This window comes from Collinsella aerofaciens (assembly GCF_015548375.1).
Taxonomy (GTDB): Bacteria; Actinomycetota; Coriobacteriia; order Coriobacteriales; family Coriobacteriaceae; genus Collinsella; species Collinsella aerofaciens_AB.
This window is the reverse complement of the sequence record NZ_JADMWW010000008.1, coordinates 67,838-83,988: the sequence shown is the minus strand read 5'-3', so window position 1 is coordinate 83,988 and position 16,151 is coordinate 67,838. Positions and strand designations below refer to the sequence as shown.

Genomic DNA, 16,151 nt, shown 5'->3' with positions numbered 1-16,151 from the left:
CGGCTGCCGCCCAGGGGGAGCGCTCCGCGCCGCCTCCCCCTGGACCCCCACGGGCCATTCCCCGGGGCTCGCGTTGCACTCCCTTCCGACAGCCTGGGGCCACACACGGGGCCCCAGGCTGTCGGAAGGGAGTGCAACGCTCGCCCCTCGCAGGGGGACGGATGCGGCCCGTCCCCCTGCGACCCCCTCGGCCGCCGGCTGCGCCGGTGCGGCCCCTGCCCCGGCCGCCGCGTCCACCGCCGCCGGCTGCGCCGGTGCGGCCCCTGCCACGGCAGCCGCGTCCACCGCCGACGGCCCGCGCGGGGCGCGGCCGCGCGCCAGGGCGGGAACCCGACCGCGCACGCTCCGTCGCCACGGGGGCCGCCCCCCGTCAAGGGCCCGCACGGAACCCCGCACAAGCCCCCGCGCAGGGCGCGGGGCCTGGTGGAGGTTGCCGTGCAGACCCCTGACGGGTCGCGACTGCCCGCGGCGGCTTTCGCCAGAGCTAAAGCGACGCGCGGCGGGGTCGCGAGGGGCACACGCAAGGGGCGGTGCCGACGCCGTGCGGTTAGGAGGAGCCAGATGGGCTACCACGTTCAGATCGTCTACTCAGATTTCACCATCAGGAAGGAGGACTTCGACCGCGGCTTTCAGATAGTCTGCGACCTTAACGCTCGCGATGACTTGAAGGGCGGCGGAAAGTTCGGTGGCGATCCGACGCCTAAGCCCGCTGATTCCAAGTCCTGCGCAAGCAGCCCCGACAAATGGTTCTCGTGGATGCTCTGGAACTACGACGAGGTTTGCGACAGCCTCCCCAAGGTGCTGGAGGAACTCGGTTTCGGAATCGACTATAACGATGAGGGGGATATTGTCGGCCTTTCCTACGATTCCAAGACCGGAGACGAGGACGTTTTTCTCGATGCGCTCCGTCCGGTCGTGGAGGAGGGCTCCTACATCGTCTGGGAGGGAGAGGATTACGATCGTTGGTTCACTAGGTTCTAGATAACACGCCCAATGGTCGGGGTGGCGACTCGCCCCGACCCACCTTATTTACCAACATCCTTCGAGAGGATCATCGACATGAGTATCAACCGAGTCAACATCACCGGCAACCTCACCCGCGACCCCGAGCTGCGCGTCACCGCCGGCGGAACCCAGGTTCTGTCCTTCGGCGTCGCCGTGAATGACCGCCGCCGCAACCCGCAGACCGGCGAGTGGGAGGACTACCCGAACTTCGTCGACTGCACTATGTTCGGCACGCGCGCCGAGGCGGTCAGCCGCTTCCTCGCCAAGGGCAACAAGGTCGCGATCGAGGGCAAGCTGCGCTACAGCTCCTGGGAGAAGGATGGGCAGCGCCGATCCAAGCTCGAGGTCATCGTGGACGAGATAGAGTTCATGAGTCAGCGTCAGGGCGGCGCCGCCCCCGCTGCGGCCCCCGTTTCCACTCCCGCGCCCGCACCGGCGGCAATCCCGCCCTCGGTCGACCTTTACGACGAGGATATCCCGTTCTAGCAAGTGATACACTGTATATACAATGCAAAGCGTGGTATATACAGTGCATTAGCATTGAAGGAGATACAACCTATGTCGACCTCAAACATAAATATCCGAATCGAGGAATCTACCAAGCGCGACCTCGAGTCCGTTTGCAAGGAGCTTGGATTGTCAGTCACTACCGCATTTACCATTTTTGCCAAAAAGATGTGCAGGGAAAGGAGGATTCCCTTCGACGTCGCAATCGATCCCTTCTATTCGACTGAGAACCTAGACCACCTGCGCCGTTCAGTCTCGGAACTCGACTCGGGTAGAGGCTTGGAAAGGGGACTGCTTGATGCCGATGAATAAGGTTTGGTCACCGGAGGCGTGGAATGACTACCTTTGGTGGCAAAGCCAAGACAGAAAGACACTCAAGCGCATCAACGCCCTGATTCTAGATATTGACCGAAACGGCCTTTCGGTTGGAATCGGGAAGCCCGAACCTTTAAGGGGCGAGTTCTCAGGGCTTTGGTCACGCCGGATAGACAGAGGGAATCGTCTTGTCTACAGAATCACCGACAGAGGCATAGAGATCGTCTCGTGTAAGACGCATTACGGAGACCACTGATAGCGTCTGGCTCACTTGAAGCCCGCCCCGACCCGGCGGGCTTTTCCATGCCGCGGCTGCCGCCCAGGGGGAGCGCTCCGCGCCGCCTCCCCCTGGACCCCCACGGGCCATTCCCCGGGGCTCGCGTTGCACTCCCTTCCGACAGCCTGGGGCCACACACGGGGCCCCTACGGCCGTCGAAAGCGCGCACAACGCTCGCCCCTCGCAGGGGGACGGATGCGGCCCGTCCCCCTGCGACCCCCTCGGCCGCCGGCTGCGCCGGTGCGGCCCCTGCCACGGCAGCCGCGTCCACCGCCGCCGGCTGCGCCGGTGCGGCCCCTGCCACGGCAGCCGCGTCCACCGCCGACGGCCCGCGCGGGGCGCGGCCGCGCGCCAGGGCGGGAACCCGACCGCGCACGCTCCGTCGCCACGGGGGCCGCCCCCCGTCAAGGGCCCGCACGGAACCCCGCACAAGCCCCCGCGCAGGGCGCGGGGCCTGGTGGAGTGGAGGTTGCCGTGCAGACCCCTGACGGGTCGCGACTGCCCGCGGCGGCTTTCGCCAGAGCTAAAGCGACGCGCGGCGGGGTCGCGAGGGGCACACGCAAGGGGCGGTGCCGACGCCGTGCGGTTAGGAGGAGCCAGATGGGCTACTACGCATCCGGTATCGGTGAAATAAGGTTTCCGTCCAAGAAAGACCTCGAAGCCGTCATCGAAGAGCTGAAGAAGATTCCCGCTAGCAATAGTTTTGGCGGGATCGAGGAGGATTACCCCGACCATGAGTCATTCGATTTCTGCAAGGTGATGTCTGAACTCGGGTTTGTCACGACTCGTTCCAAGGACGATTTCTATCCTTATTCCTTCGCGATCGAGTACGAATGGGGCAAAATCGGGTCCTGGACGGACGAGCCGTTCAAGGCGATCGGCCCCCATTGCGTCAAGAGCCATTTCAAGTGGAGTGGCGAGGACGGTGAGGCGTGGCTTGAGTCCGAGCTTCATACCGAGAAGGACATGCTCGTCGCCAGCTTCCCGGATGGTGGCGTTGAGTGCTCGAACGGCAGCATGTTCATCAACCTGACCTATGCGAACCAGAGTTTCCAGCTGTTCATCAACGTCAATGACTGGGGTGTCCCCACAGCCCAGATCACTCGAAACAAGCTGCCTAATCTCTAGAACCGTCAATGGCGAGGGCCTCCGGGTCCTCGCCCCACTCCAAAGGAGATAACCATGAAGAACATCGACGAGAAGATCAAGAAGATCGTTGCCCTAATCGACGGCGCCGCGACCGAAGGCGAAGCGCGTGCCGCCTCGTTGGCGCTCCAGAGGCTCCTCGTTTCGAACAACCTCAAGTTGGAGGACATCAATCTGGATGATTCACCGGCAGAAGTCGGCGAGGAGGCCTGCGATCTCGGTCGTCGAATTCCCGAGTGGAAGAAAACCCTTGCACTTGTTGTTGCAGCGAACTACAGGTGCAGGGCCTACACGTCATATAGCAACAATGGAAGGACTGTCGTTTTCGTTGGCGAGGGCGAGGATTCAGTTGTCGCCTCGTGCTGTTTTAGGGCGAGCGCCAATGCGGCCGAGAACTGCTTCAGGACCTATTGCGCGCGAATGAAGGCTCTGGGGTACGGGAATGTCTCACGCCAGAAGGGCGTAAAGGGGACGTGGATGCTTGGCTTCATCTCCGGCCTCAAGCGAGCCTATGCGGAGCAGGTCAGCAATGACGAGTCCATGGCGCTCGCGATCGTCGTCCCCGAATCCGTCAACCGTCACATGGATGGGATCGGCTTGAGGACGACCAAGATTAAAGTCAGGACTACTAGCGATCCTTATGTCAAAGCCGACGGCTATGAATCCGGTTATGGGTTCGGCAGAGGCGACAGAGTGACCGCCGCATCGGCATAAGACGAAACGCCGGGGCCGCCAAAAGACGGCCCCGGCGTTTTTCTATTTAACTCGATCTAACGGGCAATGGGGCTCCGGTATCGAATGGGAAACCATTTATCACCGGGCCCCATTGCCCGTTAGATCTTTTGACAAGCTGCTGAAATACGGAATAGGTGAATACATGGACAACGGGAAAAGCGAACTATAGAACTACGTAATAACGACAAGATGCAATAACGCAAAAGCAGCAAACCGTAACATGCGAACCACGAAACTACGGAATAGCAGAACTATTGAACATCATACCGTTCGGTCCTGAATTTTGTCCGCAAGAGTCGTACGCTGCCGTACAAAACTGCGTTTTGCCCGGTAGCGTACCGCCGCCAGGGCGGCGCTTGTTAGGGCTCTGCCCTAAAACCCGGCGCCTACGGCGTTACAAAGTTACGTTTCTACGTAGTTGCATTACGTCGTAGTTCCTCTTTGTTGTAATTACGGTATTACGTAGTTAAGCAGTTCACTATTTACGATATTCAGTCTCTCTACAGTTGCGTTTTAACGTTAATGAGTTGTTTGCCAATTATTTCTTTTCGTTGATCTGGAAAGATTGCCGGTCGTCAATTAATTATGAGCACGGCATATTCGGTCCCGCATTCAAAGGGTGCCGCAATAGCGCCGTATGGTTGGACCGGACTCCGATCCTGTCGTTTTTTGCCTCATTGCTTGATAGCCAAATTGGAGTCATTAGACTGATGGGGGACGCTTGGTCAATTTGACTCACGGCTTAGTTTCCCTGGTACGTTCAGGCAGGAGCCCGGGGTCGCTGCTGGTCGTTCTTGGCGAAGGACATCGGCTAAGGTTTTGGGCGGGTGCGACCGGAACTTACATTCTTTGAATGTCCAATAGTGTCGTCTTGTTGCAACTACATGGTTACGTTGTTCCGATATTTCGCTGTTGCGTAGTTCAGCTATTCAGTTATTGCACAATTCAGCTGTTCGCCCTTTACGTTATTCACCTTATCGGCACGTACGTAACAATGCGCTGCAATTGACCCAAACGGGATATCCGTAACCGACTCCAGCCGCCCATCTTGCCTTTAGCTCTTAGACAATACGTGAGGTACGGGTTCGTCGAGAAGATCTCGGATAGATTTCGATAGAAAGATCGGCCTCCCTATGCCGCTTGAGTGAGAACAAAGAATTGCGATTATGGCGTTAGACGAAGGATGCTACCCAGCGTCGCTCTTGGCTGCGGCAAGCTTTCACCACCTCTCGTATTTCAGTTATTCCTTTACTACGCAACTGCGTAGTTACGTAGTTACGTTATTACGCAGTTGCGTTTTGACGTTAATGAGCTATTAGCCAACATCTTCTTTTCGTTGATTTGGAATGATCGCCGGTCGTCAATCAATTATGAACACGGCGCATTCGGTCTCGCATTCGCAGGGTGCCGCATAGTGCCGGACAGATGGACTGGACTTCGATCCTGACGTTATTCGCCTCATTACTTATCAGCCAAAAGGGGGTCATAAGGCTAACGAAACGCTTAGTCAGTTTAAACCAAGGCCTAGTTCCCCGGATCGTTTAGGCGGGAGCATGGGGTCGCTGGTGCTTGCTTTGCCGATGGGCATCGTCTGGGGTGTGTCGGCGGGTACGACTAGAATCCCATTCTTTGAATGTTCAACAGTATCGTTATTTTGAAGTTGCATTGTTACATAGTTCCGATATTTCGTAGTTACGTTATTCAGCTATGTCACGGTTCGGCTGTTCATCTTTTACGTTAGTCTCTCCTTCGGTATGTACGTAACAATGCGCCGTAATAGAACCAAATGGGATGTCCGTAATCGACTCCAGCCACCCATCTTGCCTTGAGATTTTAAGCAAGACGTGCCTCATGGGCTCGTCGAGAAACGTTCTGATGGATTTCGATAGAGGACTGGTTCCTTGTGTCAATCGAGCCGGAATACTGAATAGCGATGACCCCATTAGATCGAGGGCATTACTCGACGTTTCGGCTGACTGTTGCAAGCGTTTCACGCTTACCGAATTTCAATCGTTCATTTATCACGTTGTTGCGTAGTTACGTAGTTACGCTATTCGGCTCTTACGCAGTTCCGTAGTTCGCTTATTACGTTGTTCTTAAATTCGGCTTGTGCGTAATTCAGTAATGGCGTAACCCAGAAATTCCATAGCCATTCACCTGCAAAAACATTGGCACCGCATGTCACCAAGTTGTACGGCACGGTACGTGTCGCTGCTCTACGCTTGTTAAAGCATGAGTTAGGAGACGGCGCGTGGGTGAAATGTCCCGTGAGAAAAAGCCAAAAAGGGCCCGTATAGAGGCCAGGAGCACCGTTGAGGAAGCGGAGGCCATTCGTGCATTGGCAAACAGCCTCAACATGAGTGTCACTGAGTACATTCTGTACAAGGCGCTTTACGAGACCAATGCCTCATCAGGATCGACCTTAAGGGATATCTGGGACGAGCTCTATACGATTTCGACGCAGCTGTCTGAGCTCAATTTAAACGCAAAGGCGATATCGGGACAGTCGCGCGCTGCCGAAGCGAGAAGGGTGTCTATGGCCATATTCGCGGCAATCGATACCGTCGAGCCGTGTCTGATGGATGCCTGCGAGCGTCTCTCGCGTGCAATCGAGGCTGAATATCCGACTGAAAGGAGACGTAATGCCCTTTCTTAAGACGCTCTCGGGCGGTGGAGGCAGCTGTAAACAGGTCGATGACTACCTTTCATTTGGGCATCGAAGCGCCGAGGACCACGAAGAGAGAATGGAAAAATACCTTGCCGGAGACAAGTCCGCCTCACGCTCCATGGCGTTCGGCCACTCTCCAGGGCTGCCCGATACCCCCTACGGATGGCATAAGGTAATGGATGCGACGAGAAAGAGATTCGGCAAGGATAAGCCCCCAGAGTGGTTTGAGAAGAAAAGGAAATCGAATCCAGATCTCATCTGGAGAAATTACTATCAATGGATTTTGTCACCTGACCCCAGGGACCGTGCATCGGCAGAGGAGGTAGGCCAGCTCGCCCAGGAATGGTGTGAGAGGGTTTGGCCTGCTGATCGGGGCTGGCAGTGGATCTGGTCTGTCCATGACGACAACGCAAGCGGTGTCATGCACGCGCACGTCATCCTCAATGCGGTGAACGCGAGCAGCGGATTGAAGGTTCAAATAACGCCCGAGGACAGCGATTCCATGGCGCGCGTGGCACAAGAGATTGCCGGTGAACATGGCATGGGAATGTTGCCTGACCTCTCTGACCGCCGTAAGGCAATACGTGAAGGACGAAGGAAACCAACGACTCAGTCGGTCCGCATGAGTGCGGCTGAGCGTTCGCTTAGGCGCCGTGGAGGCCGAAGTTGGGTTGCGGAAATCAGAGATGCCATAGACAGGTCAATCGCAAACAGCTCCAACTGGGATGAGTTTGTAGAAATGTTCGAGGCCGATGGCTTTACGGTCGAATGGAGCCGCAGGGGTATCGGCTATAGGCACCCCGATAGCGGCGGGCACGACAAGAAGGTACTTGCGTCTTCACTCGGTTCAAATTACGACGAGTTCGGCATTCGTGCCCGGCTCGGAATACCCGTCGATGTTGTAGCCGGGAATATCGAATCGAGAATCTCCAGACACAAACAGAGTGAGGCGAAAACAAAGAGCATTGGGTACACCCCGCGAGAAAAGGGTTTTGACAAAGCTCTCAAGTGGAGGATTGCATCTAAATCGAAGCGCGCCGGCATCGGCGCAATTAGTGCCGGAGTCAAAGCCTTGTCCGTTATTTCCGCAAATGGGTATAGCTCCGTCACGGAGGTCGAGGATGCCTTCAGGTCTCAGATGCTCAAGGTTGAGGCCATGGAATACGAGGTCCATGAGATCGAGTCATCGATTTCCATTGCGGAGGAGGTTCTTGAACGCTCGGAAAAGATCTCGTCTGCCAGAGCAAGACTTGCCGAGCTGGAGTCGTCATTATCTTTTACGCCGGTAGACAGGAAAGAGAGAAACGCTCTTTTATCCCAAATTGATACCGATACCGCTTTCTGCAGCGCGGCATTATCGAAGATATCTGCCGATACATCAGGGGCTGAGCGCTATGCCGTCGAAGCGAGTTTAATCCTAGATGGGCTGAGAAACAGGCTTGGTGAGCTCTCCGTGTCGCTCGATAATGCGCGAGCTGATGCTGAGTCGCTAAATGAGTCTCTCGTTGCAATCGAGGGTTTTATCGGAGTCAGGACAGTGAGGGACCTAAGAGGAGTCCCCTCGGTCGGCGAGTTTCTGGGAAGGTCAAACAGCCGGAGACTCAGCGTCCCGACTTCAATCCAGACAAGAGACTCGATCGCCGTCGCGGCCGCATTGGAGTCAGCCGCCTCAAGGCACATTCTTCAGGAGGGTAGTGACCGTATCGAGAGCATCGAGAAAGCAGCGAAATCGCAAATGCCTTCGGTTTATGTCCGTCCTGAAGTCGGAACGGTTTCCGAGAGAAAGAACACGGTTTAAAGATGAACACTTCTTCATTGAGGATTTACTACGAGACGGGATGTATCGACGAAGTGCATATGCCAGATCCGTCTTTTGAATCAGGCATCGCTCTCCAGCGTGAGTACCTCGATATTTCCAATCCCGACAGTGGCATATTCCTAGATAGGAGCTATAAGATGCCTGGGGGTGACAATGACGAGTATCGCGAGCTGTGTGACAGGATGCTTGTCGTGAGCTCGGACGACCTGGCGAGAGCCCTTCTCGTCGAGTCTCATGGTCTTGCCCTCCTCACGCGCGATCCTCTATCTGATTTTGATTGCGGTCTATCTATCACGCTGCCAGACCGCTTGGGCTTCAACGATGACGCCTGCTTGATGAACGAGGATTGGTATTTCGGAAACATCCAGAAACTCATCGAAAAGATTCTTGCGATGGGGCCCGCCGCGCACGCCGCGCTCGTCAACGGATTGGCGGCTGGCGTGGAAGGGCTTACCGTTGAGGAAGGCTGGAGCGATGGTACCCGATGAGATTGTCCTCAGGGACTATCAGCAGGAGTGTGTGGATATCTGCGACTCCCTCGAGAGCGGGTCACATCTCGTGCAGATGGCAACGGGGCTCGGAAAAACGGTAACTTTCAGCAGGATCGCCCGGAAGGGTAGGGTCCTTCTGCTTTCACACCGCGAGGAACTGGTTACCCAGCCGGTTAAGTACTACAGCTGCCCGGTAGGCATCGAAAAGGCCGAACTGCACTCGCATGGCGAGGAGGTTGTCTCGGCTTCTGTCCAGACGCTCGCAAATCGACTCGAGAGAGACTTTGAGCCTAGCGAATTCGATATGGTTATCACCGATGAGGCGCACCATGCCCTAGCGCCGTCTTATCGAAAGATCTATGACTACTTGAGGCCGCGCCTCCACATCGGGTTCACCGCGACGCCGAGGAGGGGAGACGATCGAGGCCTCGGGGCGATTTTCGACGATATCGTCTTTCAGAAAGATCTGCGCTGGGGAATCTCCAATGGCTATCTATGCGATATCGACTGCCGTAGAACCATCGTGGACTGGTCGACGAAGGGCGTCCGAACCGGAATGGGCGATTTCCGGGTAGGAGAGCTTGCAAAGCGCGTTGACCGCCCTGAGACGAACCGGCAGGTCGCGGCTGCATATAAAGAACTCCATATAGGCCAGACACTCGTCTTCGCTTCGAGCGTGCACCATGCCTACTCGCTGGCCGAGCTCATTCCCGGCTCTGTGGTTGTCGATGGAAACACACCGGCAGATGAGCGCCGACAGATCATTGACGCGTTCACGGCGCGAGAGATTCCATGCCTCATCAACTACGGCGTTTTTACCGAAGGCACGGACATGCCACTCATTGAGACCGTATTGTTGGCCCGACCGACGAAGAACCCATCGCTCTACACGCAGATGGTCGGGCGAGGGCTGAGACTCTACACCGACCCCGTAACCGGCTATGAAAAGAAGTCCCTCAGGCTTATCGACTGCTTGGGCGTTTCTGACGATAAGAGCATCTGCACACCGCCAACTTTATTTGGACTCAATGAAAGTGATTTTCCCGACAGGGTTGGCAGGAAGCAACTCGATGGCTCGCTTCTCGATTTGGGAAGAAGGGTCGAGGAAGTGGAGGATTGTCCATCCGGTTGGGTGCTTACGTCGCGCAAGGTCAACGTGCTCTCTTCCACTGGGTCCATCGCGTGGGTCGTGCACTACAACGGCGATCGGAATATCGCCGGTCCCGGTGCATCCGACAGGGGGTGGCAGGTCACGCTATACAAGCCTGACCTTCTCGACTGTTGCACCGCGGATCTTACGAGACTGGGGGAGACCCAGCGCAGATATTATAGGTCGCTTGATGTTGCCGAGCAGGACATACTCCTGTGGCTTGAATCGAATTATGAGACCTCACACGATAGGGCCCTTTGGGACCGTGAGCGCGCGGCAAAATGGGCCGAGGACCCCGCTTCAGAACCGCAGGTTGCTTTTATCAGGAGGCTTTTGGGCGATTCTGCAGGTGACTTAGATTACGACGACCTTACCAAGAGGGATGCGACTATACTCATCGAGTGCGCCAAGAGGCGCGCCCAGGAGACGAATCTAAGGAAATACGGATTCTGCCCGTTGTGCGGTCGCGCGCTGAAGGTGTCTAAGTCCGGCAAGTCCATCGTCTGTGAGTCCAACAGCTGGGAATATAGAGGCGGTTCATTTGCGCTTGCGTCCGGTTGCGGTTTTCAGGTCAAGCGCTTTCATGAGCATGAAGAATATTCGCCTGAAAAGGCCATGAAATGGCCGGGCGTTAAGGAGCATCTTAAGGAGAAGCAGGGATGATTCCCCTCGTAGGTCCGTTCAGCAAAATTGCGAAAAGGCGTTTCGATCGGAATTGTGAGCGCGTCGCATCTGGTAGCAAAAGCTCCACTGCCGTGAAATTGACGGTTGGTGTTCTTGTCGCCTCAGTGTTTATCTTCATATGCCTGGGTGCCGAGATTGTTAAAGAGGCTGCAATCGCAAATGCAGCTGAACAGAAAGCGCAAGCAGACGGCGGCGTGTCTCTAAAAGACGAGAACCCGGACTACGCCGGTTGGCTTACGGTCGAAGGGACCTCGATCTCAACGCCCGTTGTCTCATGCCGCCAGGGTGACCCTAACGGTTTCTACCTCAATCACGGTTTCGATCGCTTACCGTCATTCTCCGGGTGTCCGTATATAGCTGAAGGCTCATCGCCATCAAGTGCAAACATGCTCGTGTACGCTCATAACATGGGATATGGAACTCTGGGCTTTACCGAACTCCAGAATTGTTATCGGACGGATTGTTTTGCAAATATTGGAGCCGTGACATTCACGAACGCAGATGGCAATACCATTCGATATATGCCGTTGCTTGGCATGAGAGTTCCTAAAAACTTTGATCTGCTTCTACGATTTGACTTTGCTGGAGAGTTAGACTTCAAGGCCTGGCTCACTTCATTGGCTGAGCACGCTAGCGCGAAGTCGGATTCCTCTGGTTCCGACTCTGTTATCACGTTGGTGACATGCTCTTCCGCGATTGGCGGCGATCGATACCGCAGCGTTTTGGTTTGCGAAAAGACTTTTTAAAGATTGCAAATCCGCAGAGGGGCTGTCGCCCGCCAGCTCGCGAACAACGTCTGCAAGAGCCGTATCAGGGGCATGTTCAACGTCCCGCCCGCCTTACATGGACTATTAGGATGTCGCAGCGGCATAGGAACGGTAGAATGTTTGCACCGTGATATACGAGAAAGAGTGCAACCATGCCTTCGAACATACCAGCCACGACGATCCGGATAGAGCCAGAGGTCAAGAGGGAGAGAGTAGATAGGCGCTTCGCACCTATGGGGATTGCTGCTGGGCGGTGGTCCTAATTGAAGCGGCTTGACATCATAGGGCAAATTGGCAGAGAGCATCTGACCTCAAATATCGAAAATGACGAGTTCAGCTACCCAAAGGCCTTTCGGAACAAGGGACAAGCAATATCCTCCTATAAAAAGGAATCGAGGAGCTATAGCGAGACGGTGGACCTGCGCTTTGAGAGTGTCCACCAAGCACCTCGGCGCTTACCTCGACTGGTTCCGCTGGTGCCGCACCTTCATGGCAACCGACTCCCGCACGGCGGAGTCCACGGTCGCTCGTCAGCTCGCCAACGGCTCCTGCACGACCCGCATTCGTGACATGTTCAACGTCCTACCGCCCTATATGGACTACTGGGTATCGAGGGCGGCTTAGTCCGTTAAAATGGTGGCACCGTGGTATACACAAGAGATAGGAGCCGCCATGCCGTCGAACATACCCGCAACCACCATCAGGATCGAGCCGGAGGTGAAGAAGGAGGCGTCCGCCATCCTCGATGAGCTCGGTCTGTCCATGTCCGCGGCGATGAACATGTTCCTCCGAGCGGTGATCCGCGAGGGTGGCATGCCGTTTGAGATGAAAGTAAATAAACCGAATGAATAATACGGCGAATAAAGCAATCTGCAGAGAAGAAGATTTGAGTAATGAAGCATCTGTAGAGCAGTTTTTTGTAGACAGGCTTCTCAAGCGCCTGGGCTGGTCAGACAGTCAAATAAAAACAAAGGAAAGCATTTCGGCACTCAATGTAAACTTGGGCCGAAAGAAGATACCTTACAAGCCCGATTACGCACTTTCGTATAGAAGAAAGGTGCGTTTCGTCATTGATGCCAAATCAACCAAGGAAGATCTAGACGATTGGGTCGGACAATGCTCAAGCTATTGCCTCCTAATCAACCAGGGTTATAAAGACAATCCAGTCCAATACTTCGTTTTAACGAACGGCTTGAAAACGCAGCTGTACAGATGGGATAGTGCAGAGCCCGTTCTCACATTGTCTCTATCTGATATGAATAATGGCTCCAAAGCTTTCGACACCTTAGCCGAATACCTGTCACCGCGTTCTTTTAACGCGACACATCCTGCTGGGCTCTCGAGCGAAATAGAGGAAGAGCGCATCGTCCTGAAGCAAATCGGACCCTCTGCGGTAAATAAACTATTCGGAAGCGCACATTCCTATATCTATAAGCACGAACATCTCAGTTACGGAGCCGCTTTCACTGAATTTGTGAAGGTGATTTTCCTGAAAATGACCTCCGATAAAGAAGCGCATGAATGTGACGAAGGATACGAAACGGATGAAGGCTATTCTGTACCGGTTTCACGAGCAAAATTTTCATCACAATGGATAAAAAAGGCCGAGGAAACGACTCCGAATCCCGTCAATACGATTCTTTTCGCTAAGTTGGTAAAGAACTTCGAGGATCTGATTGCCCAGAAAAAGAAGAAACGCATTTTTGAACCTAACGAGAAGATACGTCTATCCGCAGGAACGATTAAAGAACTTGTTAAGCGATTTGAAGGAGTTGATCTCCATCTCATTGAAGACGACCTCAATGGCCGCATGTTCGAAACGTTTCTGAACGCAACTTTAAGAGGCAAGTCACTTGGGCAGTATTTTACGCCGAGAAGCATTGTTGATATCGCCGTTGGCCTTTCAGACCTGCATGTCGGAAGAAACGTCTCTGATTGCTCACAAATTATTGATGCATGCTGCGGCTCTGGCGGGTTCCTTATCGGAGCTCTAAATGGTATGTGGGGAAAAGTCGATTCCAACGCCTCTCTTTCTATGAAGGAGAAGCAGGAAATTAAGAAAAACATTGCCGAAAATTGCATATGGGGCATCGATGCGGCTAGGGATCCAGCTTTAGCACGTATTGCTCGTATGAACATGTTTCTTCATGGAGACGGCGGTAGCAAAATCTTCCAGCTAGATTCCCTTGATAAGAACATCACTGTAGAAGAGGACGCGGATTCGCTCGAATTAAGGAGCGAGAAAAAGGAATTTCGAGATGCAATTTCCGGGCGTAACGGCTATTTCGACTTGGCGCTAACCAATCCGCCGTTTGCTGCGGAGTATAAATGCTCCGAACCGTCTGATTTAACCCTTCTCAAAGATTACTCCATCGCGCATCGTCCAGATGGAAATGGGGTCTCGAGTTTGCGTGGAACCGTACGCTCAAGCGTTCTATTCATTGAGCGCTACTACGATATTCTAAAACCAGGCGGTTCTTTAATTACCGTACTAGATGATGGAATACTTGGAGGTGAAGACACTTCTTACGTTAGGGATTGGATTAGAAGTCATTTCATCGTCAGGGCAGTTATATCGCTTCCAGGCGACGCATTCCAGCGCTCTCAGGCAAGAGTCAAGACGTCACTGCTCTTCTTGCAGAAGAAGATAGAAGCCGCCCAAGAGCAGCCTCGAATCTATATGCGGTACTGCTCGTATGTGGGGCTAGATAGTCCAAACAGGGAGAGAGTTCTTCCGTCTGACGCAATTACAGCGCAAAAGGCGAAAGAAGAGATCACCGATATCGTTAATGGATATAAAGCATTTTTAGATGGTGACCCTGAAATTGCTCGACTGTATTCGGTTGATCCAAAACGCATAGAAAACCGGATGGATGTAAAAGCCACGCTTCTTGTTGCCGGCAGAAACGTCGAAAAATGGAACGAACGTGGTTATAGAGTCCGTGCTGTCAAAGACATTGCTGAACCCATTTGGGCTTCCGGTGCCGCTTGTGAGGGCCGAGCGGGTGACCTCTTTTACACCAGAGGGGATAACAGGAAGAAGAAAGTCACCTTTGCAGTTGTTAGGTATGACGGAACGATTGCCGCGGGTGATGAATCTTACGCAGAGGATGTTAGTTATGAACAGCTTTTTAAGCTAAAAAAAGACGATATCGTTCTAAGTAACATCAACGCCGTTAATGGCGCCGTTGCTGTTGTCGATTCAAATACAGCTGGTTTATACGTGTCCTCTGAATATACCGTTATTCAGCCAAAAGACCCATTGACCGTTTATACGCTATGGTCGTTAATCAGATCTGATACAGCCCGCTCAGATTTGATATTGCTTTCCACAGGTATCGGAAGGACACGAATTTCTTGGGATGTCCTTGGTGAGCTACAACTTCCGATTCCCAATCTAAAATCGATGCGGGTTATTCAAGAAAGAATGGAGGAGCTAGCAGAAACCCGAAAGAAGGCGGCAGCGCTTCTTGAAGAGGTTAGCCAACTGGTTAACATTGATATCTGCAACTCAGACGAACGTGCTTTGTCAGTTTTAACAGCATTCAAACCTCCGAAATAAACTAATGCCCGAGAACAAAAACGAATTGCTCTCGGGTATTTTCTTTCTAGCTTGAAAAAGTGCTGCATGTCAATGCTGGTCTAACAGAGCCAATATTAAACATTGTGAGAGTTATGCCCCCTATACGAAGGCGCACCGGCTGCTCGTTTCTTATTCTCGAGGGTCTTCAGGTCTGCCTGGATTTTCGAAGTCGAAGGTGTGGAATGATCAACCGAGCGTTTTCCCTCCTCGAGCGTCTCCGGGGTATATTGAATAAGAATATCGGCCCCTATTTCGTGCATTCTCGCGTCAAAGGAGCATTGACACTTCTGCAAAACCTCATCGAAGAATCGGAAGTTGCCCTGAGTCTGCGCAATCTCCATCCAACTCTTGTATTCATCCGCATGCGTTTCGTCAATGACGATAAGGTCCACCCCGTTCTCGATGCACTGCTTCATCATGATGAGTCGACCGATTCGCCCGTTGCCGTCTTGGAACGGATGCAGGTGCTCGAACCTTGCGTGAAAACGGGAGATCGACTCGAAGTCCTTTGGGCTGCTCTCCCATTCGGCGAGCAGTGCCGGTATGGCGGTCGGAATGTCGCTCGGAAGGGCAACCTGCACCGAGCTGTTCCTAATACGGTTCGGAATGTACTTGAAATGCCCGCTTTCCCCGTTGGCCGCCATGGTTGTCCCCTTGTGAAGGATCGTCTCGAATTCAATGAGGAGCTCCGGCGTCAGCTCGACTCCGAGCGTGTCGACCATTCGATCGAACATCTTGAAAGACTTCTTGGTCTCAATGATATCGTCAAAGTCGTGGTCTCCCATAACCTTATTCCGTGCATAGAGCGTCTCGATCTGATCGAGCGTGAAGGTGGATCCCTCGATCTTGTTAGAGTGGTAGAGGAATTCTAGAAGGATGACCTCATAGGCGGAATTCGGTGCCGCCTTCAGTGTCTGCATCTTGCTTGGGGAGATAATCATTGTGCATCCTTCGTAAATGGCGTATCAATCACAGTCGTTTCTATATCTAGGATAATTGAATAA

The 16,151-nt window shown here is 53.8% G+C and carries 15 protein-coding genes; 14 read left to right on the top strand and 1 reads right to left on the bottom strand.

From position 1 onward, the window contains the following. The first annotated feature begins 561 nt into the window (after positions 1 to 561). The 14 genes from I1969_RS05085 to I1969_RS05020 all read left to right on the top strand — a co-directional run bounded on the left by I1969_RS05085 (position 562) and on the right by I1969_RS05020 (position 15,126). On the top strand, positions 562 to 981 hold the full coding sequence (locus I1969_RS05085; RefSeq protein WP_195233532.1) for a hypothetical protein: 420 nt from the start codon (positions 562 to 564) through the stop codon (positions 979 to 981). Positions 982 to 1,059: 78 nt separating this feature from the next. Next, positions 1,060 to 1,491 carry a single-stranded DNA-binding protein gene (locus I1969_RS05080; RefSeq protein ID WP_195233531.1) on the top strand — a complete coding sequence of 144 codons (432 nt, stop codon included), beginning with the start codon at positions 1,060 to 1,062 and terminating at the stop codon, positions 1,489 to 1,491. A 72-nt stretch (positions 1,492 to 1,563) separates the two neighbouring features. Further along, the gene (locus I1969_RS05075; RefSeq protein ID WP_195233529.1) at positions 1,564 to 1,824 is read left to right on the top strand and encodes a type II toxin-antitoxin system RelB/DinJ family antitoxin; all 261 of its coding nucleotides are present in this window, start codon (positions 1,564 to 1,566) and stop codon (positions 1,822 to 1,824) included. Next, entirely contained in the window at positions 1,811 to 2,083 is a 273-nt protein-coding gene (locus tag I1969_RS05070) for a Txe/YoeB family addiction module toxin (RefSeq protein WP_324248646.1), read from the top strand. The genes I1969_RS05075 and I1969_RS05070 overlap by 14 nt, the downstream gene beginning before the upstream one ends. A 621-nt stretch (positions 2,084 to 2,704) precedes the next feature. Then, positions 2,705 to 3,232, top strand: a complete 528-nt coding sequence (locus I1969_RS05065; protein ID WP_195233527.1) for a hypothetical protein — start codon at positions 2,705 to 2,707, stop codon at positions 3,230 to 3,232. A gap of 54 nt (positions 3,233 to 3,286) precedes the next feature. After that, positions 3,287 to 3,964 carry a DUF2786 domain-containing protein gene (locus I1969_RS05060; RefSeq protein ID WP_195233525.1) on the top strand — a complete coding sequence of 226 codons (678 nt, stop codon included), beginning with the start codon at positions 3,287 to 3,289 and terminating at the stop codon, positions 3,962 to 3,964. A 2,272-nt stretch (positions 3,965 to 6,236) separates the two neighbouring features. Continuing rightward, positions 6,237 to 6,641, top strand: coding sequence for a hypothetical protein (locus tag I1969_RS05055; RefSeq protein ID WP_195233523.1), 405 nt, complete (start codon positions 6,237 to 6,239; stop codon positions 6,639 to 6,641). Beyond that, entirely contained in the window at positions 6,628 to 8,451 is a 1,824-nt protein-coding gene (locus I1969_RS05050; protein ID WP_195233516.1) for a relaxase/mobilization nuclease domain-containing protein, read from the top strand. Before I1969_RS05055 ends, I1969_RS05050 begins: the two co-directional genes overlap by 14 nt. Before the next feature lie 158 nt (positions 8,452 to 8,609). Continuing rightward, positions 8,610 to 8,960, top strand: coding sequence for a hypothetical protein (locus tag I1969_RS05045; RefSeq protein ID WP_195233514.1), 351 nt, complete (start codon positions 8,610 to 8,612; stop codon positions 8,958 to 8,960). Then, positions 8,947 to 10,776 carry a DEAD/DEAH box helicase gene (locus I1969_RS05040; RefSeq protein WP_195233511.1) on the top strand — a complete coding sequence of 610 codons (1,830 nt, stop codon included), beginning with the start codon at positions 8,947 to 8,949 and terminating at the stop codon, positions 10,774 to 10,776. Before I1969_RS05045 ends, I1969_RS05040 begins: the two co-directional genes overlap by 14 nt. Further along, positions 10,773 to 11,543 carry a class B sortase gene (locus I1969_RS05035; RefSeq protein ID WP_195233509.1) on the top strand — a complete coding sequence of 257 codons (771 nt, stop codon included), beginning with the start codon at positions 10,773 to 10,775 and terminating at the stop codon, positions 11,541 to 11,543. Before I1969_RS05040 ends, I1969_RS05035 begins: the two co-directional genes overlap by 4 nt. Before the next feature lie 447 nt (positions 11,544 to 11,990). Then, positions 11,991 to 12,188 (top strand): hypothetical protein, encoded by a 198-nt coding sequence (locus I1969_RS05030; protein WP_195233507.1) that lies wholly within the window; start codon positions 11,991 to 11,993, stop codon positions 12,186 to 12,188. A gap of 48 nt (positions 12,189 to 12,236) precedes the next feature. Beyond that, a complete protein-coding gene (locus I1969_RS05025) occupies positions 12,237 to 12,416 on the top strand; it encodes a type II toxin-antitoxin system RelB/DinJ family antitoxin (RefSeq protein WP_195233505.1) in 180 nt (59 codons plus the stop codon). Between the two features lie 34 nt (positions 12,417 to 12,450). Further along, the gene (locus I1969_RS05020; RefSeq protein WP_229028268.1) at positions 12,451 to 15,126 is read left to right on the top strand and encodes an N-6 DNA methylase; all 2,676 of its coding nucleotides are present in this window, start codon (positions 12,451 to 12,453) and stop codon (positions 15,124 to 15,126) included. Between the two features lie 95 nt (positions 15,127 to 15,221). Here I1969_RS05020 and I1969_RS05015 read toward each other — a convergent pair whose 3' ends face one another. Continuing rightward, a complete protein-coding gene (locus I1969_RS05015; RefSeq protein ID WP_195233493.1) occupies positions 15,222 to 16,088 on the bottom strand; it encodes a Fic family protein in 867 nt (288 codons plus the stop codon). Positions 16,089 to 16,151 lie beyond the last annotated feature (63 nt).